Here is a 23361-nt window from a genome sequence, read left to right as displayed (position 1 = left end):
TCAACTAAATGTAATTTCAAAAATAGCACCATGCGGTACGTTATCTCTAACGCTAATATCAGCGTCGTGCATTTGTAATACTTCCTTAACAATAAACAGGCCTAATCCTGTTCCTTTTGATTTTCTTACATTCTCATTACCGACGCGATAAAATTTGTCAAAAATCAACATTTTTTCCTGATCTGGAATACCAGGTCCCTTGTCTGAGACCTTTAAAAACGGGTGACCGTCTTTTACTGTCAATTCGACATCTATTTCCGCACATGGACCTGAATATTTGACAGCGTTTTCAATCAAATTCGTGACCACAGAGGATAAAGAAAACTGATCTCCAACTACCTTTATACCAGGAGTTATCGCTACCGTAATGACCTGTTCGCAACCACAAGAGTGGATTTGCAGACGATCTGTTACCTTACTCACTAGCTCTGAAAAATCAAACTCTTCTTTCGGGAAAGATAAAGAGCCATTTTCAATTTTCGTAGCCAACAACATATTTTCTACCAGGTCGTCCAAACGCTCAATGTCCTTTAGGGAATTGTTCAGTAAAGAAGTTTGTCTGGCTTTATCAAGGTCGCGTTTAATGATCGTTTGAACAGACAATTTGATGGCTGCCAAAGGCGATTTTAGTTCATGCGTTACAGAAAGTAAGAAATTCTGCTGCTGTTCTCTCAAACGGTCTTCTTTTTTAATCGATTGGTGTAAAAAATAGGCACCTACACACAGTAGAAAAAGGAATACAGATCCCTCTCCCATTACCATGGCCATTCTGGCAGGCTCCAATCTCACCACCAATGCTCCCCAGGAGATCAACTGCACTAAAGAGTACAGTAACATGAAATAAAAGATGACGATTGATTTCTTCAAAGCAGCAGTTTTATACTATCTAAATATAATCTTAATTTATTTATTTCTGAAAACCACATCAAGACTGTCGAAGATTGCTCTTTTCGCTTTCTCCAGCTCGATTTTAGTATGTGCTGCAGAAACGAAACCTACTTCATATCCAGATGGACCTAAGTAAATTCCTCTGTTCAGCAATTCCCTGTGCATCAGTTTAAATTTCTCCATGCTTGCCGGATCAATATCCTCGGCCGACTGGATTTTATCTTTATCCGTAAAGGCCATCCAGAAGATAGAACCTACGTGGAATACTTTCAGTTTGTAGTTTCTGGCTGTTGCAAAACGTTGGATGCTCTCTGCAAATTCTGTCGCCTTATTGTTTAATTCTTTATAGAAACCTGAGCGCAATAATTCAGTTAACTGTGCAATACCAGCGGCCATGGCTACCGGATTTCCCGATAAAGTACCTGCCTGATAAACGCCACCGTCTGGAGAAATATGTCCCATGATCTCCGCTGAAGCACCATACATACCTACTGGCAATCCACCACCGATAATTTTACCATAAGTAACAATATCAGGCTTCACACCATAATAAGCAGCAGCACCTTCAAATCCGATTCTGAATCCAGTGATCACCTCATCAAAAATTAACAAGGCATTGTTTTCTTTACAGATTTGCTCTAAAGATTTGATGTATTCAGGATCCTGCATTAACAAACCGTTATTTGCTGGAATACCCTCAATAATTACCGCAGCTACTTCCCCTTTAAACTGCTCGAAAGCTGCTTTAATCGCTTCTGTATCATTCAAAGGAATCACAATCGTTTCCTGAGCGAATGATTTAGGTACACCTGCAGAAGAAGTTTCACCGAAAGTAACCAGGCCTGAACCTGCTTTTACCAATAGTGAATCGGTATGACCATGGTAGCAGCCTTCAAATTTGATGATTTTATCTTTTCCGGTATAACCGCGAGCCAATCTGATCGCAGACATTACTGCTTCAGTACCAGAGCTCGTGAAACGGATTTTCTCTACGAATTTGTTGTTTTTAATGATCAGTTCAGCAAGCTCGTTTTCTAATGCTGTTGGTGCGCCGAAGCTCATTCCACTCTGCATGACTTCCGTAACTTTTTCCCTAACCTTAGCGTTGTTATGACCCAAAATTAATGGACCCCAGCTTCCGCAAAAATCTATAAATTGATTACCATCGGCATCCCATACGAAACAGCCATCTCCTTTTTGAATAAACAAAGGAGTGCCATATACTGATTTAAAAGCTCTAACCGGAGAGTTTACCCCCCCTGGGAAATAGTTCTTTGCTTTTTCATACAGTTCTGCCGACTTTTCTCTCGAAATATCAGGTTTACTACCAGTATTCACTGGCACTTCGCCTTCATTTCCTGAAAACATTTTTTTTAAAGATTCTAACATATTTTTTTTACTTACAACCAATTCTTTTCAACCATATCTCTGATGTGATACGTCGTAATGATACTTGCACCAGCACGCGCAAAGGCATGCATGGTTTCCATCACTACTTTCTGCTCATCAATCCATCCTTTTTCCGCAGCAGCCTTCACCATCGAGTATTCTCCCGACACGTTATAACAAGCGATCGGTAAATCTGTATGTTGTTTCAGGTTATGCATCACATCCAGGTAAGCCAAAGCTGGCTTCACCATCAATACATCTGCCCCTTCACTTTCATCCAGTAAAGCCTCTCTTAATGCTTCGTTACCGTTTCTAAAGTCCATCTGATAAGCTTTTCTGTCGCCCTTGCTAGGCGTACAGTCTGCCGCTTCACGGAAAGGACCGTAATAAGCAGAAGCAAATTTTGTAGCGTGCGACATGATCGCCGTGTTTACAAAACCTTGTCCATCCAATAAATGTCTCATTGCGGAAATCCTGCCGTCCATCATATCCGATGGCGCCAACATATCTGCACCTGCTTCCGCATGTGCCAATCCCATTTTTGCAATTACCTTCACTGTAGGGTCATTCTGAACATAATCGTCCTCCATGATCCCACAATGTCCATGAGTTGTATAGGAACAAACGCAAACATCGGTAACTACGTACAAATCTTCTCCAAAATTTTTCTTTAACAGGCGTACTGCTGAAGGCACAAGCGAATGATCATGATAAGCTGATGCTGCATCTTCAGATTTCTCATCACCAACACCAAAAAGCATGATTTTGTTTACACCCAACTTCAGTCCTTTCTCCACATCCTTCAATAAAGTATCTTCAGAAAAATGGCTGATGCCTGGCATTGCTCCTAAAGGATGTACTACATTTTTTCCAGGTACCACAAAGTACGGATAAATGAACATGTCTTTAGATAACCTCGTTTCAGCTACCATTTCCCTCACTAAAGGATTCTTTCTCAATCTACGCGGACGGTGCACCATATTAAATTTAATTTATGATTTGATATCTATTCCGAATACAGCTTCTGCCAATCCGATTTCATCAGGAGAATAAGGCTGAGTATAGGTAACACCCATCTCATCAAATTTCTTTCCTGTAGAATTTCCGATCGCAATCACACGCTGTCCCGGTTCTAATAAGTTTTCTACAAAATAAGCATCTACATTAGAAGGGCTGGTAAAGATCAGAACTTCCGCATAAGTCTGGTCTACATCTTCTTCGATTACAGTCTCATAAATTGGCAGATCCACCACTTTCGTATCCGGTGTTAACGCTTTTTGTATGGTCTGTAATGAATCCTGCGCTCTTGGGAACAATACAGTTTGTCCTGCTACCAATTTGGCAAAATCTTCAGCTACTTCTTCAATATCACCACCTTCACCAACAAAGTCTGCCAAATGACCGGCTTTTCTCAATGAATCTTCAGAACCCCTACCTGCTACTGCGAACTTCGCATGTTTAGATAAGAATGGTTTCAATGCGAAGAAATACTCCACGCTATTGCGACTGGTAAAGAAAATCCAGTTGACGTGTTTCAGGTAGAAAGGATCCAATACCGTTACAATCGGGAAAGTACGGATCAATGATCTGCCTTCAATATCTATTTTATGCTTTTCTAATGCTTTTCTAAAATAACTATGTTCACCAATTTCTCTGGAAATAAACACCTTTGAAGGTAGTTTTCTATCCGGACTAAATTTAGCGACAATCTTTTCAGCAACGCCATCCAGGCTTTCCTCGCGACAAAAGAAACGGTCAGGGAAATGTTCATCCGTCTCCGCTTTCGAAGTCCAGATTTCATACATTCCATCTTCTTTTTTGCAGTAACAACCTAAAGGCATGTGGCAACCACCTTCAAAAAGGTTCAGTACTTTACGCTCCACACCAATGGCATCAATCGTTTCCTGATGGTTTAGTTGTTTCAATAACTCCGCCAGCTCCAAATCATTTTCTCTGATCTGAATGGCCAAAGCGCCTTGTGCAGGTGCCGGAACTAATTCCGTCGTATCTACCACTTCCACATGAAATTCTGAAAGGTCGATGTTTAAACGATTCACACCAGCTTTAGCCAGTAAAATTGCATCATAATCCTCATCCCTTAACTTTTGAATCCTCGTAGGCACATTACCTCTTAAATCTTCAATGTTCAGGTCAGAACGTAGAGAAAGCATTTGTGCTTTACGTCGGTTAGAAGAAGTACCCACCATCGCTCCTGTTTTCAAAGAAAGCTTTTGTTTGATGTCTACACAGTCTTTCAGGATCAATAACAGCTCTGAGGGATCCTCACGCTCTGTTACCGCCGCAATGGTTAATCCTGCAGGGTGTGTAGTTGGTAAATCTTTATGGGAGTGTACGGCTATATCAATGGTACCACCTAAAAGTTCTTCTTCCAGCTCTTTGGTGAAAAAACCTTTACCCTCCAGCTTATCCAGCCTAAGGTTTAGAATTTTGTCTCCTTGAGTTTTGATGATCTTTAGTTCGGCCTCGGCACCAATTTCTGCAAGTCTATCTTTAATAAAATTGGCTTGCCATAAAGCCAGGTCGCTACCTCGCGTACCAATAATAAGTCTTTTCACGTTAATGATAATTTTTGGGCAAATCTAGCTATTCTTTACCAATATCTCCTTTGCCATGACCATTGGAATGCTGATACATTTTTTTTCCATGTAATTCATCACTTTTTCCAATACTAATCTTGAGTTTTCATCAAGACCATTGATCTCCTCGGCAAAGACTCCATTGATGGCAGTATGCTTGATTTCCTTGATTTTCTGAGGAACACTACTCATTGCAATCTCTATCTTGCGCTGACGTAATACCAATTCAAATTCCTTGATATTTTCTTCTATAATGTGCTCGGCATTCACCAGCTCATCATAACGTTCCTGAATATTTTTACGTGCAATCTCCTTAAGAGATTCAACTTCTATAAAATGAATTGGGAATTCTGCCACCACTTCAGGAGCGGTATCATTAGGAATAGCTAAATCAACAATGATTTTTTTGCCAGTTTCCCCATTTAGAAGTTTTGTGTAGATTTCTTTTGTGATGATGGGCTCAGTAGCACCTGTACAGGTGATGATCACATCAAATCCCTGGTTGAAGTTTTCCAGTTCGCTCAGCGGATAAGCTGTGCCATTCAATTCTTTAGCCAATACCTCTGCGTTTTCAATCGTTCTGTTGAAAACTGAGAAATTGGAGTACTTATGTTTTTTAAGGTACTGAGCAATATTTTTATTGGTCTCACCCGCACCGATAATTAGCAATCTTGAATTTGCAACGATCTTTAAATCGCGCAGTTTGCGGTAAGCCAGAGATACAACAGAAACCGGATTTTTTGAAATATTGGTATGTGTATAAACTTCTTTCGCCGTTTTCACTACCCTATTCATGATCATGCGCATGTAATCCGCAGTAAAGCCTCCAATACGACAAGCTTCATAGGCTTTTCGTACCTGAGCAAGGATTTCTTTTTCCCCAACTACCAAACTCTCTAAAGAGCAGGAAGTACGCAATAAATGATTAAAAGCTGCCAATTGTTCAAATACCACAACGTTTTCTACAAACTTGTCCATGTATTCTTCAGGCAATCCCATATTCAATACCGTAAGGAAACGTGTAATAAAGGCTTTGTCCAGATGATGGGCAGAAGTAAACACAAATTCCACCCTGTTGCAGGTTCCGATGTAGAATATTTCTTTAACACCTAACTCCGATTGAATGTTCCTCAATCTGTCGTCTAATGTCTGCTCACATATCACCAATTTACCCAATGCTTTTAGGTCAATATGTTTATGCGTAAAAGCAATGATTTTTAAATATTCCAAAATGTCGTATTCTGTTTTTTTTTAGTGAAACAAAAGTAACAACCGAAGCTTATTTCACTGTCATTATGGAGTAATTAAGAGCTATTTAAAACGATTCCAAATAAACCAGAACCAAAGAAACATCTTTTCTTTAAATTTGTTATAGAAGATGAACACAGATAAAACACACCTACATGATTAAAAACGAGCAATTTACCATCACAGGTTCATCAGGAAAGCCTATAATTGGAGACTATACTGCTGATGATAAGCACGCAAATTCGGCGATTATAATTTTCGTTCATGGCTTTAAAGGCTTCAAAGATTGGGGTGCACATCAGTTAGTTGCCCGTTTTTTTGCCGAAAAAGGCTATCCTTACCTCAAATTTAACCTGTCGCACAGCGGAGTTAGTCCCGAAAAGCCAAACGATGTAACAGATATGGAAGCTTTTGCAACCAATACCATCAGTATGGAGCTGGCAGATTTGAACACCGTGGTTAACTTTACGGAACAGACTTATCATCCGGAAAATATTTACCTGATTGGCCACAGCAGAGGTGGCGGATTAACGATCATTCAAGCGGCAAAAGACAGCCGGATTACCAAGCTCATCACCTGGGCTTCCATAGCCGATTTCTCTAGTTTATGGAAAGCAGAACAGGAAGAAGAGTGGATGAAAACAGGGAAAATTTATGTGGAGAATGCCCGGACAAAGGAAAAAATGCCATTGAATAACACCTTATTGACGGATTTTAAGGCCAACAAAGAGGCCTTTGATATCATTAAAGCAGCAGCGCGGATTACTGTTCCCTGGCTGATCTTACATGGCGATGAAGATGTCAATGTGAAGTTTAGCGTAGCACAAGAGTTGGCGCAGAAACAGCTAAAAGCAGAGATTCATAAGATTGAAGGGGCGAATCATGTATTTGGCGCCAGTCACCCCTATACGGAAACTCAGTTGCCGAAGCATTTACAAGAAGTCTGTGAGAAGAGTTTGGCGTTTTTGAGAGTACCTTAAATTAAAAAAAGAGATAGATGACGCTAAGTCTGGAACCTTTGCCCTGAAGCGGGCAAAATTCCTAGGCCTTATCCTTCATCTGTCTCTTTTTTTTAGCAAGGAGCACATAGCTACCGAACTCCTATTGTATTAAGAATAGCTTTGTCTTATTTTACACGAAAAGAAACAGATTTATCTCCCCAAAGTAAGGTTACTTTACCAGATTTGTCGATTTTAAAAGTCATTTGCTCTGTTGCTACCGAAGATTTTTCAGGTTTCACAGTCACGCGTAAAGCATCATCTTTTTCAGCGTAGTCTGTTCCCCACTGTTTCCAGGTTTTATTGAAAATAATCGTCCATTCTTTCTCTCCAGGAATGGTGTACAAACCATATTTACCTGCAGGAAGGCTTTTCCCTTCAATTTTAACGTCTTTGCTCACTTCAAAAGTAGTAGCTTCATTGGCACCGGTGCGCCATACTTTGCCATAGGGAGCGATTTCTTTACCGATTTCACGCCCTTTCACCGAAGGCTGACTATAGTCAATACTAATCGTTACACCAGAACTGGTGGTTTCTTTAACACTTGCCGGCGGACTGGCTTTCTGTTTTTTTTCCTGGGCTGTTGAATTCAGGGCAAAAAATCCCATAAACAGGGTTAATGCGAGTAATGTGTTTCTTTTCATCATTTTTTAGTTTTTTGGTACTCCTAAGATGATGAAAATTTAGGAATTAACTGACATAAACCCAGTTACCATCTTCTTTAATCAAGTCGATTAAATCATCAAGCGCACGGTCTGCATTTACGTTTTTCTTAACCACTTCTTTGCCGCGATACAAGGTAATCTTCCCTGGACCGGTACCTACGTAACCGTAATCAGCATCCGCCATCTCACCGGGACCATTTACGATACAGCCCATAATGCCAATTTTAATACCTTTCAAATGATCGGTACGTGACCTGATCAATTGAGTCGTTTCCTGCAGATCGAATAAAGTACGTCCACAGCTCGGGCAAGAAATATATTCCGTTTTAGAGATTCGGGTACGGGTAGCTTGCAGAATACCAAAGCTGGTAGAATTTACTAACGATAAATCCACCGTTTCAGCCGCGCTAATCCATGTTCCATCACCCAGGCCATCGGTAAATAGTGCACCTAGATCCGTTGCTGCATACAGCATTAAATCATCGGCATTCAAGTCAGGGTAGTTTCTTTTGATAATCACCGGAAGTTGGATTTTATCATTTAGTAACTGGATAAAGAAGGCACGTTGTTCGGCCATCCCATGTTCCGCAGAAGTTTCCAATACCAGCACCACATTATCTTTGTCTTTGAACAAGGATAAGTCTACCGCTTTACTGGCATCAATATGTACTAAGTTCAACTGTGCATCTTTTACTACCGCAGATTCGTAGGCCGTATAGCTCATCAAAGGATGACAGTTGTTTTTATCTTTTAAATTTAACCAGGTCTGGTAATTATAGATTTGCTTTAAATTTCCTGGAAATGAAAACGAAGGCAATGCATCACCCAGATAAACCAAGTCACAAGCCTGATCGGCCATATTGTATTTATCCAGTCCGGCGCTATATTTATACCCTACCGCAGTTAAGAAATAAGGATCTTTTAAGTTTTCTTTAGACACATCCAACATCACGATTGGATGGTGATGTCCACCAATATGCTGTACCGGAGTAGTCACTCTACGGTTGTACTCATAAGGGTTATATGGAAGGTTTTTGATCGTGATTTGTTCGCGATCCGGGGTTTGCGGAGCTGCTAAAGCTCTTTTTTCATAGCGCATAGCCATTGCTTTTGCTACCGGTGCTTCAAACTCAGGATCTTCCGTCAGGGAAACACGGATGGTATCTCCCAAGCCGTCTTCCAATAGGGTACCAATTCCAACAGCCGATTTAATCCTGCCATCTTCTCCATCACCGGCTTCGGTTACACCAAGGTGTAGCGGATAATTCATCCCCTCTTTCACCATGGTTTCCACCAGTAGGCGATAAGCCTGCACCATCACCTGTGTATTACTCGCTTTCATCGAGATCACCAGGTTATAATAATTCTGAGCTTCGCACATGCGGATAAACTCCATAGCAGACTCCACCATTCCCCTTGGGGTATCGCCATAATGACTCATGATACGGTCTGATAAAGAGCCATGATTGGTACCAATTCTCATCGCAGTACCGTACTCTTTACAGATTTTCACCAATGGGATGAACTTCTTATAAATCCTGTCCAGCTCTGCCTGATAGGCTTGCTGCGTATATTCTAAATTTTCGAATTTTTTCTTATCTGCGTAATTACCTGGGTTTACCCGAACCTTTTCTACGATCCTGGCGGCAGATTCTGCAGCATTAGGGGTAAAATGGATATCGGCCACTAAAGGCACGTGATAACCACGGTAACGCAATTCTTTCTTGATGTTGGCCAGATTTTCTGCCTCTTTGATACTGGGTGCCGTAATGCGCACATATTCACAACCAGAATTTACCATGCGAATGGTCTGTTCAACAGTACCAATCGTGTCCATGGTATCGGTAGTCGTCATCGACTGAATCCGAATTGGATTTAATCCCCCCATAGGCACATCACCGATGTTCACCTCACGGGTTAGAAACCTAGAATATTGGGTTAAACTATTGCAATACCCACCAATTAACTCTTTTTGAACAGTAACTTCTTCCATCAATTTAAGATATCAACATCAACTTACGATGTAAATATGAAGCAAAGATAAAGATTATGTTGGTTAAATCAGTCTATCCTTGATCACAAGCGTCTCCGCAATCAGGTCATGAAAACATTGCTGTTTCCTATTGAGGAAACTATACAGGTAACCAAAGAAAACCGGAAGCACGGATAAAGCTTTAGCAGCATTTCGACCATAAGAATTCCCGAGGCTAATCCGATTACCTTCCAGATCCGTTACCCGGATATTCAGCAAAGCTTTACCCAAGGTAGCCTGTTTAACTCCTGCCTCAGCAATACTGCCATAGAAAAACTTAGCCAATGGAATCAAGGGTAAACCGATCACGATCGCTGCAATTCTTTCTGTCTTTTCTGAAACGAAAATGAAACTTAGCAACACTAAAACTGCATAACCTATCGTGATCAGGAAATAATCAATCACACTGGCCAGCAACCTTTGGTCAAAAGAGGCAAAATACTGCGGAGCGGTCTTACGGTAAGTAAAACCAAGAAGCTCACGCAGTTCCGGGAACTCGTGAGCTTCTTTATAATCATCCATTCCAGGCTTTCGAACAAAGGTTCCCGGAAGGATGGATAATGTTTTCAGCAGGTCTAAAGGATAAGGTCCCGTTGGCTTTCCATTGATCACAACGGTATATTCTGGGTTAACCCCGTTTTCCATGCTTCATGATATTTATAAGGTAGGAACCGGATGGCAAACCAACGCCCGGTTCCTACCATTAAGGTGTAAATTTTAATTAGTAACGTGTCACTTCAAAACTACTCAGGCCACCATCAAAATTAATAAAGATCTTGTTGGTTGAAGTACTGTAATTTGGCGTTTCATAAGTCCCGTCATTCATTTTTGTAAATCCGGTGAAGTCTTTTGCAGAAAGTCCGGTTTTAGTTTTTATCCTACAACCAGATGCGGTAGGGATCTTGATTTTAACATCTGCGATTCCTGTTTTCACATTCACATCTGTGATTGGTAAACGATCACCAAGTTTAATATCTAATGCCGCAGCACCACCATCAAAATTGAAAGTACGCACTTTATAGTCTGAAAGGTCGAAATCTACTTCTCCTGCTCCCATGTTCATGTGCAATTCCCATTCCGGATTTTTATTCAAATGAAAATCAACATCATTGCCACCATCATTCATGGACCAATTAGATTTACCTTTCATTTTGAAAGTCACTGCAGTGCTGCTGTCTGTAGTGCTTTTAGTCAGGGAGAATTCCCCGGCTTTTTTCTCTACATGAGCCTGCAACAGACTATCTGTTTCTCCTTTAATCTGGAAAGAAGTTCCTCCACCAGAGATGTTAAACACCACTCTTTTGTTCAATGCTGCGTTGAATGGCTCAGAGAAATTCAATTCATCATAACCACTGCGACTAGAATCCGCGCCATCATTATCGTTGTCATTGTCGTTATCCATATCTATGTTAACCGAATCTCCGAACCAATCCCTGCGATCATCTGGTCTTTGCTGTCCTTTAACAAACAACATAGATAAGGTAATCACCAGCACGCCTATGGAAACCAAACCACCTACTTGTGATTTATTCTTGCTAAACAAGATATTTACACCCGCAATGATCAGGAAGATTGGCCAGAAACGGATAACATTTCGCCAGTAAAAATCAATAATATGAAAGTTCTCCAGAAGTAGTACACCGCCGATAAACAACAGTACGATACCCCACATTATTCTATCTGTTTTCATCTATATATATATTTATAATGAATAGCTATACCTTTAATTAATCATGTTTAGTAAACCTGTCGTCTGCAGGTGGCACAGTTCCCTCTCCAGTATCAGGTGTAGAAGGATTGGTGTTATTTTCTACATCGGTAGACAATGGGCTTACTGGCTCCACCGGGGTTTCAGCAGCTCCCGTCGGGTTTACCGGATTTCCGGCAAAATTCCGTTCCTGCTGTTCTTTCCAGTTTTCCCAGGCATTTTTATTTTTACCTTTCATAATGAAACTTGCACCAATGGCCACAAATACCAATGGCCATAATTTACCCAGGCTGAACCAGAACGGAATGATATTAAATTCATTCATCAGGAAGTAAATCCCGATAACGAGCAGGAATAATCCACCCACCGTCCTTCCGGTTTCATTATTTGTTTTAGGGAAGGGCTTATTAAACTCCTCCATTTTAGGACTCGCCTGGAAAGGACCTTCATTGATCGTTGATGAAGTCCAATTGCTCGCAGGTGTCGGATTTTCTGTTTTTGGCTGAGGCTGTGAAAAGCTGCCTGGCGTACTAAACGGATTATTCGATTGGCCTTTGAAATAGTCATTAAATTTGGAGAACCTCAATGTCGGGTCATTATTTACCGGAACAACTATCCACATCACAATGTAAACCAGTACGCCTGTACCTACCAAAAATATGGTCGAAAGCACAAACAATAATCTGATAATGGTTACATCTACTTCCATATACTCCGCAATTCCTGAGGAAACACCTGCTACAACTTTGTCGTGTTCGTTTCTAAATAATCGCTTGTCCATAATTATATCCTCCTTTTCTTATTTTTTTTCTTTAAAACTGCAACGGTTTTAGGGTTACTTCATCAACGTTTACACCATGACTTAAATTTAAAATGGTGTGAATGGTATTGGCAATATCTTCTGGTTGTACAAAACGCTCCGCGGGAATATTTGTCCCTTCCCATGAAGACGTTAAAGTAGAACCTGGCAAAATTGCCGTCACTTTAACATTGTATTTCGATAACTCCTCCCGGCATACATCATTAAGACTGAGCAAGGCTGATTTAGTTACACAGTATCCACCGGCATTTGGTATGATTTCTTTACTGGCTATGGAGCAGATGTTAAAAACATGCCCTGATTGCTGATTACGCATGATTTTACCAAAATATTTAGAGAGATAATAAGGAGCCAACAGATTCAAATTCAACTGATTCTCAAAAGTTTCCTCTGCTTCATCCAACATCAAACCCGGTAAAAACACCCCTGCGTTGTTCACTAAGACGTCGATACTGGAGTAAGTTTCAGATACGGCTTTACAGAAGGTGGAAACTTCCTCTTTTTTTCCCAGATCGGCAACATAAGTAAAAACAGAAACTCCGGTAGGCTTCAATTCCGCTTTAACAGCCTCCAATTCAACGGCATTCCTTGCACAGATGGCAAGATTATATCCATTTTCGGCCAGTTTAATGGCAATAGCCTTTCCAATTCCTTTGGTGGCTCCGGTAATTACAGCATTCATCTCCTCTAAATTTGTCAGCAATATTACATAAAATGCCCTATAATTTAGGGCCATTTTGACACTTAAACGGGCAAAAACGAGCAGTAAACCAAATAATTATTTAATAAAATAAGCAATGACCCAACAATTTTTGTTGTTTCTTTGTAGTAATATTGCATTATTACCATAGCTAATTTTTCATTAAATGAATTTCACCAATTTTGGCAGATACATACTCTTATTAAAGGCCGTATTCAGGAAACCTGAGAAGTTAAGCATATATATGAAGGCCATTTTCAAACAAATGGATTTTATCGGTGTAGGTTCTCTGGGTCTGATTTCTATTATTTCTACCTTCATTGGTGCGGTAATGACCTTACAGATTGCCTTTCAGCTGGTGAGCGATTTCATTCCTAAAACCATTATCGGTTCTGTAAACAGAGATTCTAGTATTCTGGAATTAAGTCCAACGATTACGGCAATTGTATTGGCTGGAAAAATCGGTTCTGCCATTTCTTCAGAGATTGGTACCATGCGGGTAAGTGAGCAGATTGATGCCTTAGAAATTATGGGAATCAACTCTCCGGGATACCTGATATTGCCAAAGATCCTTGCCGGAATTACCATGGTTCCACTATTGGTGATTATCTCTATGGTATTGAGTATTGGCGGTGGATTTATTGGTGGTACTTTATCGGGCGCAGTTTCTGCAGCTGAATATATTCAAGGGATCACAACAGACTTCAACCCTTACACCATCGTAGTAGCCCTGGTTAAGGCTTTTGTATTCGGTTTCATCATTACCTCTGTTCCTGCTTATGAAGGTTTTTACGTTAAAGGCGGTGCTTTGGAAGTAGCTCAGGCAAGTACCAGAGCGGTAGTCGTAAGCTGTATTACCATTCTGGCATGTGATTACATCGTAACCCAGTTATTACTATGATCGAGATCAAAGATATTTACAAATCATTCGGCAGCAATGATGTTTTAAAAGGGATTTCCGCGGTATTTAAGCCTGGGGTAACCAACCTGATCATTGGAGGGTCCGGTTCAGGAAAAACCACCCTGTTAAAGTGTATGATTGGTTTACACCATCCTGAAAAAGGAAGTGTAGAATATGATGGACGTGAGTTCACCACCATGAACTTTGAGGAAAAGATTGAGATCAGAAAAGAAATCGGGATGCTCTTTCAGGGATCTGCACTTTTCGACTCGATGACGGTAGAGGAGAACATCATGTTTCCTTTAAATATGTTCACCGACCAAAAACGTTCTGAAAAGCTGGACCGTGTGAACTTCTGTTTGGAAAGAGTAAACCTGACAGGTAAAAACGCTTTATTCCCTGCGGAACTTTCCGGAGGAATGAAAAAGCGCGTGGGTATTGCCCGTGCAATCGCCATGAACCCTAAATATTTGTTTGTGGATGAGCCCAATTCCGGTCTGGATCCAAAAACATCCATCGTGATCGATGAGCTGATCAAAGAGCTTACCGAGGAATACAATACCACCACTGTTGTAGTGACACACGATATGAACTCCGTAATGGGAATTGGAGATTATATCCTATTCTTACACGAAGGGAAAAAATTCTGGGAAGGATCCAACAAAGAGATCGCCCATACTGACATTCAAGAACTAAATGATTTTGTTTTTGCAAGCCGCTTTATGAAAGCTGCAAAAGACAAATTTTAATACCCATATTTTTATGATAAGCCTGTTAACACCCACACACTGGAAAGATTACGAGTTGATTGATTGTGGTGATTTTGAAAAACTAGAACGCTTTGGAAACCTGATTTTGTGCAGACCTGAACCTCAGGCTGTATGGAAAAAGATGATGTCTGAGCAAGAATGGAAAAAATTAACCCATATCAGGTTCAAAGGTCGCTCGGCAACAACCGGCGAATGGACAAAAACATCTGCACACCTGCCTGATCGCTGGAATGTGAATTATAAAAACGATGAAGTGAGTATCAACCTACGTTTAGGTTTAACTTCCTTCAAACACGTTGGTGTATTCCCTGAGCAAGCAGTAAACTGGGATTATATCTCTTCCTGCGTTAAAAAGTTTAAAACACCTACACCGAAAGTCCTTAATCTTTTCGCTTATACTGGTGCAGCATCCCTGATCGCTAAAGCGGCAGGTGCCGATACCACCCATGTAGATTCCATCAAACAGGTGGTAAACTGGGCCAATGAAAACCAGGAACTTTCGAACCTTAAAGATGTACGTTGGGTAGTAGAAGATGCTTTGAAGTTTGTAAAAAGAGAACTGAAACGCGGTAAAAAATACAATGGTATCATCTTAGATCCACCAGCATTTGGTCATGGACCAAATGGGGAGAAATGGAAACTGGAAGACCATATTCAGGAGATGATGCAGGATGTAGTGCAATTGTTAGATGAAGAAGAACACTTCTTAATCTTAAACACTTACTCTTTAGGATTCTCTTCTGTGATCGTGGAAAACCTGATCAAGACTTCCTTCCCACAGGTTCAAAACCTGGAGACTGGAGAATTGTTCTTACAAGCAACCTCTGGTATTAAATTGCCATTGGGAGTTTTCGGAAAGTTTAATCATTTCGGTAAGTAAAATATCCGCTATAAAAAAACAAAGCGTCGGGGCCTAATCCGACGCTTTAAACACACCTAAACCCAAGCAACCAATTTGGAGGGTAATAGATTTTTTAGCTGATTACAGCCAATTCATTTGCAATAAATCTCCAGTTTTCATCCTCTGGAATTCCTGGTTTACGTTTTCCAAAAAACTGAACGATAATCTCTCCTTTATCATCGAAAACCTCAATACTGGTTACCACACCGTCTTTTGTTGGCTTTTTAACCAACCAGATTGAAGCAATAGCATCCATTCTTAAATGCAGATTGAAATCCGGATCAAGTACATTGAACCATGGTCCTGTTTCTACTAGTTTTTTCACAAGTCCGGTGTGGATCTGAATACATCCGGCACTACCGGTGAACACCATAACCTGCAAGTCAGTCTCTGAAGCCTTGTGTAATATGGCTTTCAAGGAATCTAAAGTAATCGAGAAAGCATACCCTTCAGGAGCCAAACGAAGTGCCTGTGTTCTGGTTATGGAATAGGTTCTCAAAAGACCATGAAAATCATGGGTATCTTCTAATGCCAACCATGCGCTTTGGAAGTTTTTAACCTCCACTTCTGCGTCTGAAATTTCGGCTACCGGAGCTTTTGCCGCAGTAAATTCTAAAGGTGCTTTCTGATCTTCAGCAGTATATTTAGCAACTAATTCCTCATATGCAGGTTCAGAACTATCTGCTGTCAGGTATATTTTATGAACTGCCGTTCCATCTTTACCAAAGAACTGCAAGCTTTTTCTATCATTTTCATTTACAGCAAAGCCGGATGCCCATTGGCTCATGAATAACCTCAGGTCAATATCAGGGTTCACCGCAAGTCCCATTGAGCCACGGAAAGTTACTTTTTTATAAACTCCTTTACGTTCATGAACGCAATTGTCATTGCGCGTTAAAGCCATCACTTTTCCTAATGCTTCAACACCTTGCAGGATTTCAGGAAACTCCTCCTTTAAACGGATGGCAGTATCCCCTACTGTGGTTGCAATCAGTGCTGCTTCAGCAGTACCAAGTGCGCTGGCTGCATCTCTGATTCTTAGTTTAGGGTTTTCTACTTTGAAAGCTTCCCATTGCTGTTTTAAATCTAATGTCTTTTCCATAATTCTTACTTTAATATCGTTGCTGGTACGACCAGCGGACAGTTATAACCTTCACATGCCATCAGTTTTACTTTTATACTGAAGGTTTCGTGTATATTTTCACAATTGATCACTTCTATTGGCAGCCCCTCGGCCACCTTTTTCCCTTGTTTTAGCATCATGATACGGTCTGCAAAACGGGAGGCAAAATTAATATCGTGCAGGATACAAACCACGCAATAACCGCGATCTGCCAGTTTCCTGGCCAGCTCCATAATCTGTTGCTGGTAGAGTAAATCCAAACCATTGGTGGGCTCATCTAAAAACAGGCAGGCATTTGGACTATCGTAAATTTGTGCAATCACCCTGGCCAGCTGTACCCTTTGTTGTTCCCCACCAGAAAGCGTGTTGTAATCTCTGGAAGCCAGGTGCGTAATTCCTGTTTCTTCCATCGCCTCCCTTACAATCCTAAAATCTTCTTCGGTAGGTTTCTGTTTAAAATGTGGGTAGCGACCCATGAGCACCAATTCGCTCACCTGAAAAGAAACCGATAGGGTATTGTGTTGCGACAATACTGCTCTTGTTTTTGCCAGATCCTCCAGGCGATAATCCATTAAGGCCTTATCATTGATCGTAATTGTTCCGGAAGAAGGGCGCATTTCCCTGCAAAGCAATTTCATCAATGTGCTTTTCCCTGCCCCGTTGGCTCCTAAAATGGCCAATAACTCTCCAGGATGGGCGTCAAAGCTCAGGCCATCCAACAGCTTTTTCTCCCCTACCTTAAAACTCAATTCTCTTACCTTGATCATTTTATGGGTTGCTTTTATTTCTTTCCGAAATGATGATATAAATAAATACCGGCGCACCAATCATGGCTGTTAATATGCCAATTGGCAATTCTGCCGGCGCCACGACTGTTCTTGCAATTAAATCTGCCAGCGTCAATAACGCTGCCCCCAGCAATGCGGAGCCTGGAATAACCAGACGATGATCGGCAGTAAACATCATCCTTAAAATATGAGGTATAATCAGTCCAATAAAGGCGATCATTCCTGCTACAGCTACCGAAGCACCAACAGCCATAGTAGCCAAACCAATCACTAAAATTTTTACCACCTTCACATTCACCCCCATGTGCATCGCCTGGGCTTCACCCAATGCCAATGCATTTAAAGATTTAGCTAAAAAAGGTAAACCAATCACTGGGATCAGTACAAAAGGCAATAAAGCACTTACTGTTGGCCAGCTGGCACCACCTAAACTCCCCAGACTCCAAAAAGTAATGTTGCGGAGTTGGGCATCTGTGGCCATATAAGTTAATAAGCCGGTAAAGGCTCCTGCCATTGCATTGATTGCTATTCCACCTAACAACAAAGTCGTAATGATGGTTTTTCCGTTTCTCATTGCAATACGATAGACCACCATAGTGGTTAATCCTGCACCGATAAATGCAGCAATAGAGAGGGCATAAAAACCCAGAACACCCGTTAATTCCTTAAAAATCTTCGTCTCCAATACAATCATCACCACCGCAAATAAAGTGGCTCCGGAAGAAATACCGATCAAACCCGGCTCTGCCAGTGGGTTTCTGAAAAGTCCCTGAATGGCCGCGCCGGAAATCCCCAGTGCTGCGCCAATCAATACGCCCAATACGACTCTTGGCAAACGCAGGTTTAAAAATACCGCTGCTTGCTGAGACTCAAAATGCTGCTGTCCGGATAAACCAGTATGATAGGCAATGATGGACATCAATTCCGAAAAACTGATGGGCACTGCCCCTACACAAGACGAAATAACCATTGTTAAAATCAAAACGATGGCTAAACTTAAAAGGATATATCCTGTTTTTTTGATCACTTTATCTTTTCTGCTAATAATGTAACGGCCTGACCTAATCGCGGACCAAAACTGGTCAGCATTTCTCCGGGCATAGTCACCACGCTTTTATTTTTCCCAGCATTGGTTTGCGCCACACCTTGCACTTTCAATAATCCTGGGATACCACCTAAACTTTCCAGTCCGTCGTCAAATAGCAACAACACATCGGGATTCGCTTTTACCAATGCCTCAGAAGTTAAGGGCTTGTATTCTTCAAATTCAGTGATGGCATTCACACCACCTGCCATTTCAATCACCTTTTCTACCGGTGTACCTGTTCCACCAACCATCATCGTTCCGGTTCCACGCGCATAAATAAACAACACTTTGGGTTTCTTTGGATTGTTGATGTGCTTTTGTGCTTCCGCCAATTGCGTTTCAAAAGCTGATGCTAAAGAATCTGCTTTAGCGGTATGATGCAGGCTATCTGCCACTGCATGAATCAGCTTTTTCGTTCCTTCGGCAGTAAACTCCTGATCAAAAAGAATCAGGCGAATCCCTGCTGCTTTAAACTGCGTAGCAAGCTGTGGACTCATTTCTTTGGCCATGCCGACTACGATATTTGGTTGTAGGGATAACACTCCTTCTGCATTAATTCTCCGGTTGTGTCCTACTTTAGGCTTGCTTTTCAGGCTTTCCGGGTAATTGCTGGTAATATCTGTCCCTACAATGTTTTTCTCCAGGCCAAGACCGGCAACAATCTCAGAAATCGTTCCGTTAAGGGAAACAATTTTGACGCTGTCCAGCTGTTGATCCTGTTTATTTTTGTCTGCACCGGCATTACAGGCCGCTAGTGCCATCACCCCGCAAAACAAAATGATTAATTTATATTTCATGTCTTTGTTTTTAAAATTTGAAGAAGGAAAAAAAGGATGAGCTTCCGGTATCCGCCGGAAGCTTCCTACAACCTAAACTAACCAAATTTTAGCCCTTCTTAACGAGTACATACTCAATCACCGGCTCACCGCGTTTACCGCCATCACCAGCTCCCATTGAGATGAATCTCAGTTTATATACATTTCCTAAACCGTCTTTAATTACATAGAAACGATCCGATTTAACACCTGTTGCCGGACTGGTAGAGCGCCAGTCTGAACCAATTACATTGCGATCAGTTTTGAAACTTGTTGCAGCGATATTACTTTCTTTATAATTCGCAAAAGAAACCGTGGTTGTTGCCACTTGTGCTGCTTGAACACCACCCAAATCATTCACAAAAACGATATCAGAGAATCCATAAGGATAAGTGGTTCCACCTGCAGCACCATAATAGATTGACCAGGTCCAGGCCAGATCCCATTTCGCTTTCGCTGGCTCTACATTCACTACTTTCGCGCCATCGGTAAAGCTGACAAACACATAATTGTTTGCGGCATCTTTAACCAGGTCGATCGTTTTAAAAGTTGTTTCTTTTAATTTAGCATACTGTAAGGTATAACCTGAACCTTTTCTCAGCACACGAATTTTCAATAGGTTGTCTAAGGACAATTCTGAAGTATGGCTACCTCCTGAAGGATTCACAATAAATACTTTGTTGTCTGCATCTGTAGCAGAAACACTGGCGATCACATCTTTAGTCACATCACCATAAACGTTATCAATATTCACAAAAGGATGAACTGTTGGAGATTCTGACACACCTAAAGCGACAGCCAGATCATCCAATACCACATCCGATGCCGTTACGCTATTCAAATCAGTTTTACCCGCAAGTTTGATCGCTGAAGTACCGTTGGTATTGTTCAACCTTACTCTGAAATCAGCTCCGGAAGAAAAACCAAGTACCCAGGTATCTCTTTTTACATTCACCAAAGCGTTACTACTTAAATCTACGTAAACCGTATTTAATGCACTACTTCCGGCTTCCGTTCCAAAGATTCCTTTTAGCGTCAATTGCGAGCCTTCAGAGGTAATTGAAGAGAAGCTCAATTCTGCTTTTACAGTGCTTCCCATGACAATTGGACTTCCGGCAGTGCTGATGTTAAAAGCGATACTTTCTGTACCATTGATCACCGCATTGGCTACTTTTTTCACTTTAAAGGAAACACTTGTTCCACCAGCAGGGATACTCAATGTTAGGGCATTTGCGGTTGCAGCAGGTTCAGTAGTATATTCTGTGCCGTAAGTTAATCCGGTTCCCTGAAGGTTAACCGTTACCGCTACCGCAACATCTGTGGCTCTTGCTAAGTTTATTTTCAATACCGCTTCTGATGCTACTGCTTCAAGACCCTGCTTGGCCGCTTCAAAATTGATGGTATTGTCTGGCATTGGCGGATCTGACTTTTTACAGGACGTTGCCGTCGCTATCATGGTGATCACAAAAAGGAAATGGAGAACTTTTTTCATAATATTTTGATTTTATAGTGGATTACTTTTTAGCCCAGTTCATGGTTAAACCCAGGAAATAAGAACGACCATAGCCCAATGAGCTATTGCCATCGTTGGTATGTGCTCCGGTTTCGCCACCAGTGATGCGCACTCTCGTCACATCCAGCAGGTTTCTTACACCTCCGTTGACACTCAGGTATTTGTTAATGGTTTTATTTAAGGTCAGGTCTGCCATATGGTAAGCGCCTACTTTGCTCAATCTGGCTACTGTACCTTCTGCGGTGCTACTCAATACATAAGCAGATCGCTCCCCACTGAACTTATAGAACAGGCTCACATTGGTATTGATTTTTGGCACCAAATAAGAGATATTAGAATTCAACTCCGGGCTCCATACAAATTTCGGTGTGTTACCTAAATTCTCTTTATCTTCAGCATACCTATTGTATTGTCCGATGTAAGCGAATCCCAGACTAGCTTGAAGACCTTTCCAGTACAAGGTGTTGTTCCACTCTCCACCTGTGGTTTTGTTCTTAGCGATGTTGAGGTAGGTATTTACATTTGTTGATCCTTCTAGCAATCCCAAATCGATTTTGTTCTTATAATCGTTGAAGAAAGCACTTACAACACTACTGATGCGCAAATCCGGTGTCGATTTGACCGCCCAGGAAACTGAGCCATGGTAACTGTTTGAATATTCTGCTTTCAAGTCAACATTTCCCCTCAGGTCATGATTACTATCTTTCATGTAGAAATAAAGTTCTCTCAGCGTAGGTGCTCTAAAACCTCTGGCATAAGACAATCGAAGGTCAAAATCTTCGTTCAACTTGATCTTTGTATGTAAGGAAGGAATAATTGGCGGCGCGGAGTATCCGGAGTTTTTAGTCAGCCTGAAACCCGGTTTCAATTGGATCGCTTCATTTATTTGCCATTGTGAGGATAGGAAAAAGGAATAATCATTGATCACTGGTGATCCAGAAATCCGGCCACCTTTTCCTGCATTCCTGTTAAATTCAATCCCGGGTTGTAAGGTGAATTCTGGTGATACTTTATATTGAACGGTACTTCTAAAGAATAAGGTGTTCAATTCATCCAGGTCTTGTGCGCCAAGTTCTGTGGATAAGGTTTCTTTGCCGGTAGCCAGCTCTAAATCTGTAGACAATGTCCGCCGACTATAATCCGTGTAAGCAGCAGCGGCATCAATGCTCAGATTATTATTTACGAATAATGAGCCTTGCAATTGATGAAACCAGCGCTTAGAAATGTATTCTTTATCTGATACTTTAGGTGAATTACTGATCGGACCCAAAAGTCTTAAACTTTCATCAGCCCCATTGAAACGATACCATAGGTCCAACTTTCCGTTTTTATAGCCCGCAGCAGCGGAAGTCAGCAATTGATCTTTAGGCAACCATTCTTGCTCCCGACCGGTTTTATTCCCTTGCCATCCGCCGAAATTATTACGGCTGCCGGAAGCTGCAACATGCCATCCGTCTTTCTGCCAGTTGAATCCTAGAAATTCATTATGCGTTCCCTTGCCACTAAAAGCATCGTATTCTTTCCCTGCAGTTTCTTCCTGAACCCTTGCGGTTACAGAAAACTGATCTTGTCCGCCTCTTTTTGTAATGATATTGATTACCCCGGCCATGGCATCTGTTCCATAAATTACAGACATTGGCCCTTCCACAATTTCTATACGTTCTATCGTATTTACATCAATTTGTCCGAGGCTTTCTCTTTCTACCCCACGGTCCATCATAGGGACACCATCCAGCAAAATTTTAATTCCTGCACCGGATACCCCCATCAATTCAGGATTCGTAATCCCGGTAGGTCGATCTGTAGAAAAACGGATCCCTAGTTCTGTGTTTAATATATTTTTCAGCTCAGTAGCGCCACGAAGACGAATCATTTCACTGCTAATCGTTCTTACATTGTATACTGAATTCCGTAAGGATTGCGGTTCATATTGTCCGGTGATCACCACCTCATTTAATTCGTAAGCATTTTCTGCCAATCGGGTAGCCGGAATTTCCAGGTTTTGATTTGCAGTGACGGTTACCGGAGTTTCTATTTGTTTTTTAGTTGCCGTTTGAAAAACTACCGTTTGTCTGCCTTCAGGTGAAAAGATTTTAAATCTTCCTTTTGCTGTACTGTAACCAATGCTATTTTTTCCTTTTATAAAGATCAACACATTTGCTGCTGGTTTGCCATCTGCTGTATTGACAGCGCCAACGATAAACCCACCCTTTTCCTGTGCATTAGCCGTGATTCCGGAAATAAGAAGTAAAATAGGTAGCAGCAGCAATCGTTTCATTGTTTGATTATTTAGAATGATTTCAAATAATACTGCAAGTATAAGGACTTATTTAGAATTATTCCAAATATTATTTAGAATAATTCTAACTATGTGCAAAACAATAGCGCCTTGGTTTATCAAACTGCTTTTTTATTACT

Annotated in this window: 21 protein-coding genes; 4 read left to right on the top strand and 17 right to left on the bottom strand. The window is 41.2% G+C overall.

The genetic code is table 11. The features are described 5' to 3' along the window. Genes GM920_RS23000 through hemA form a run of 5 tightly spaced genes read right to left on the bottom strand, consistent with a single transcriptional unit; the run spans position 1 to position 6104 of the window. Entirely contained in the window at positions 1–867 is an 867-nt protein-coding gene (locus GM920_RS23000) for a sensor histidine kinase (protein WP_182961740.1), read from the bottom strand. Between the two features lie 36 nt (positions 868–903). Further along, positions 904–2277: a glutamate-1-semialdehyde 2,1-aminomutase gene (gene hemL, locus GM920_RS22995; protein ID WP_182961739.1), complete on the bottom strand. Its 1374-nt coding sequence runs from the start codon at positions 2275–2277 to the stop codon at positions 904–906. 11 nt (positions 2278–2288) lie between these two features. Next, positions 2289–3257, bottom strand: a complete 969-nt coding sequence (hemB, locus tag GM920_RS22990; protein ID WP_182961738.1) for a porphobilinogen synthase — start codon at positions 3255–3257, stop codon at positions 2289–2291. A 12-nt stretch (positions 3258–3269) separates the two neighbouring features. Further along, on the bottom strand, positions 3270–4853 hold the full coding sequence (gene hemC / locus GM920_RS22985; protein WP_182961737.1) for a hydroxymethylbilane synthase: 1584 nt from the start codon (positions 4851–4853) through the stop codon (positions 3270–3272). A 24-nt stretch (positions 4854–4877) separates the two neighbouring features. Beyond that, entirely contained in the window at positions 4878–6104 is a 1227-nt protein-coding gene (gene hemA / locus GM920_RS22980; protein ID WP_182961736.1) for a glutamyl-tRNA reductase, read from the bottom strand. Positions 6105–6277: 173 nt separating this feature from the next. On the opposite strand from hemA, the gene GM920_RS22975 reads away from it, so the two are divergent. After that, entirely contained in the window at positions 6278–7102 is an 825-nt protein-coding gene (locus GM920_RS22975) for an alpha/beta hydrolase family protein (protein ID WP_182961735.1), read from the top strand. 146 nt (positions 7103–7248) lie between these two features. Here the strand turns inward: GM920_RS22975 and GM920_RS22970 are convergent, their stop codons facing one another. From GM920_RS22970 to GM920_RS22945, 6 genes are all read right to left on the bottom strand, one after another. Next, the gene (locus GM920_RS22970; RefSeq protein ID WP_317171593.1) at positions 7249–7767 is read right to left on the bottom strand and encodes a DUF2911 domain-containing protein; all 519 of its coding nucleotides are present in this window, start codon (positions 7765–7767) and stop codon (positions 7249–7251) included. A gap of 43 nt (positions 7768–7810) precedes the next feature. After that, a complete protein-coding gene (gene ispG / locus GM920_RS22965; protein ID WP_182961734.1) occupies positions 7811–9778 on the bottom strand; it encodes a (E)-4-hydroxy-3-methylbut-2-enyl-diphosphate synthase in 1968 nt (655 codons plus the stop codon). Positions 9779–9841: 63 nt separating this feature from the next. Next, positions 9842–10462: an RDD family protein gene (locus GM920_RS22960; protein WP_182961733.1), complete on the bottom strand. Its 621-nt coding sequence runs from the start codon at positions 10460–10462 to the stop codon at positions 9842–9844. Positions 10463–10538: 76 nt separating this feature from the next. Next, complete coding sequence (locus GM920_RS22955) at positions 10539–11507, bottom strand: LiaF transmembrane domain-containing protein (protein WP_182961732.1); 969 nt, start codon at positions 11505–11507, stop codon at positions 10539–10541. Between the two features lie 37 nt (positions 11508–11544). Further along, complete coding sequence (locus GM920_RS22950; protein WP_182961731.1) at positions 11545–12306, bottom strand: PspC domain-containing protein; 762 nt, start codon at positions 12304–12306, stop codon at positions 11545–11547. 31 nt (positions 12307–12337) lie between these two features. Further along, positions 12338–13027 carry an SDR family oxidoreductase gene (locus GM920_RS22945; protein WP_182961730.1) on the bottom strand — a complete coding sequence of 230 codons (690 nt, stop codon included), beginning with the start codon at positions 13025–13027 and terminating at the stop codon, positions 12338–12340. Positions 13028–13211: 184 nt separating this feature from the next. On the opposite strand from GM920_RS22945, the gene GM920_RS22940 reads away from it, so the two are divergent. Genes GM920_RS22940 through GM920_RS22930 form a run of 3 tightly spaced genes read left to right on the top strand, consistent with a single transcriptional unit; the run spans position 13212 to position 15596 of the window. Continuing rightward, the gene (locus GM920_RS22940) at positions 13212–13946 is read left to right on the top strand and encodes an MlaE family ABC transporter permease (protein ID WP_062547023.1); all 735 of its coding nucleotides are present in this window, start codon (positions 13212–13214) and stop codon (positions 13944–13946) included. After that, positions 13943–14695: an ABC transporter ATP-binding protein gene (locus GM920_RS22935; RefSeq protein WP_182961729.1), complete on the top strand. Its 753-nt coding sequence runs from the start codon at positions 13943–13945 to the stop codon at positions 14693–14695. The genes GM920_RS22940 and GM920_RS22935 overlap by 4 nt, the downstream gene beginning before the upstream one ends. 13 nt (positions 14696–14708) lie before the next feature. Next, positions 14709–15596, top strand: a complete 888-nt coding sequence (locus GM920_RS22930; RefSeq protein WP_182961728.1) for a class I SAM-dependent methyltransferase — start codon at positions 14709–14711, stop codon at positions 15594–15596. 94 nt (positions 15597–15690) lie between these two features. Here GM920_RS22930 and GM920_RS22925 read toward each other — a convergent pair whose 3' ends face one another. The 6 genes from GM920_RS22925 to GM920_RS22900 all read right to left on the bottom strand — a co-directional run bounded on the left by GM920_RS22925 (position 15691) and on the right by GM920_RS22900 (position 23221). Continuing rightward, positions 15691–16719 carry a hemin-degrading factor gene (locus GM920_RS22925; RefSeq protein WP_182961727.1) on the bottom strand — a complete coding sequence of 343 codons (1029 nt, stop codon included), beginning with the start codon at positions 16717–16719 and terminating at the stop codon, positions 15691–15693. A 5-nt stretch (positions 16720–16724) separates the two neighbouring features. Beyond that, on the bottom strand, positions 16725–17507 hold the full coding sequence (locus GM920_RS22920) for a heme ABC transporter ATP-binding protein (protein WP_182961726.1): 783 nt from the start codon (positions 17505–17507) through the stop codon (positions 16725–16727). A 1-nt stretch (position 17508) separates the two neighbouring features. Next, the gene (locus GM920_RS22915; RefSeq protein WP_182961725.1) at positions 17509–18498 is read right to left on the bottom strand and encodes a FecCD family ABC transporter permease; all 990 of its coding nucleotides are present in this window, start codon (positions 18496–18498) and stop codon (positions 17509–17511) included. 53 nt (positions 18499–18551) lie between these two features. After that, the gene (locus tag GM920_RS22910) at positions 18552–19412 is read right to left on the bottom strand and encodes a heme/hemin ABC transporter substrate-binding protein (protein ID WP_235964620.1); all 861 of its coding nucleotides are present in this window, start codon (positions 19410–19412) and stop codon (positions 18552–18554) included. An 88-nt stretch (positions 19413–19500) separates the two neighbouring features. Next, entirely contained in the window at positions 19501–20922 is a 1422-nt protein-coding gene (locus GM920_RS22905; RefSeq protein ID WP_182961724.1) for an HmuY family protein, read from the bottom strand. 22 nt (positions 20923–20944) lie between these two features. Next, positions 20945–23221, bottom strand: a complete 2277-nt coding sequence (locus GM920_RS22900) for a TonB-dependent receptor (RefSeq protein ID WP_182961723.1) — start codon at positions 23219–23221, stop codon at positions 20945–20947. Positions 23222–23361 lie beyond the last annotated feature (140 nt).

Source organism: Pedobacter gandavensis (assembly GCF_014172405.1).
Taxonomy (GTDB): Bacteria; Bacteroidota; Bacteroidia; order Sphingobacteriales; family Sphingobacteriaceae; genus Pedobacter; species Pedobacter gandavensis.
Note: the sequence above shows the minus strand (reverse complement) of the source record. Positions and strands in the feature narration are given on the sequence as shown.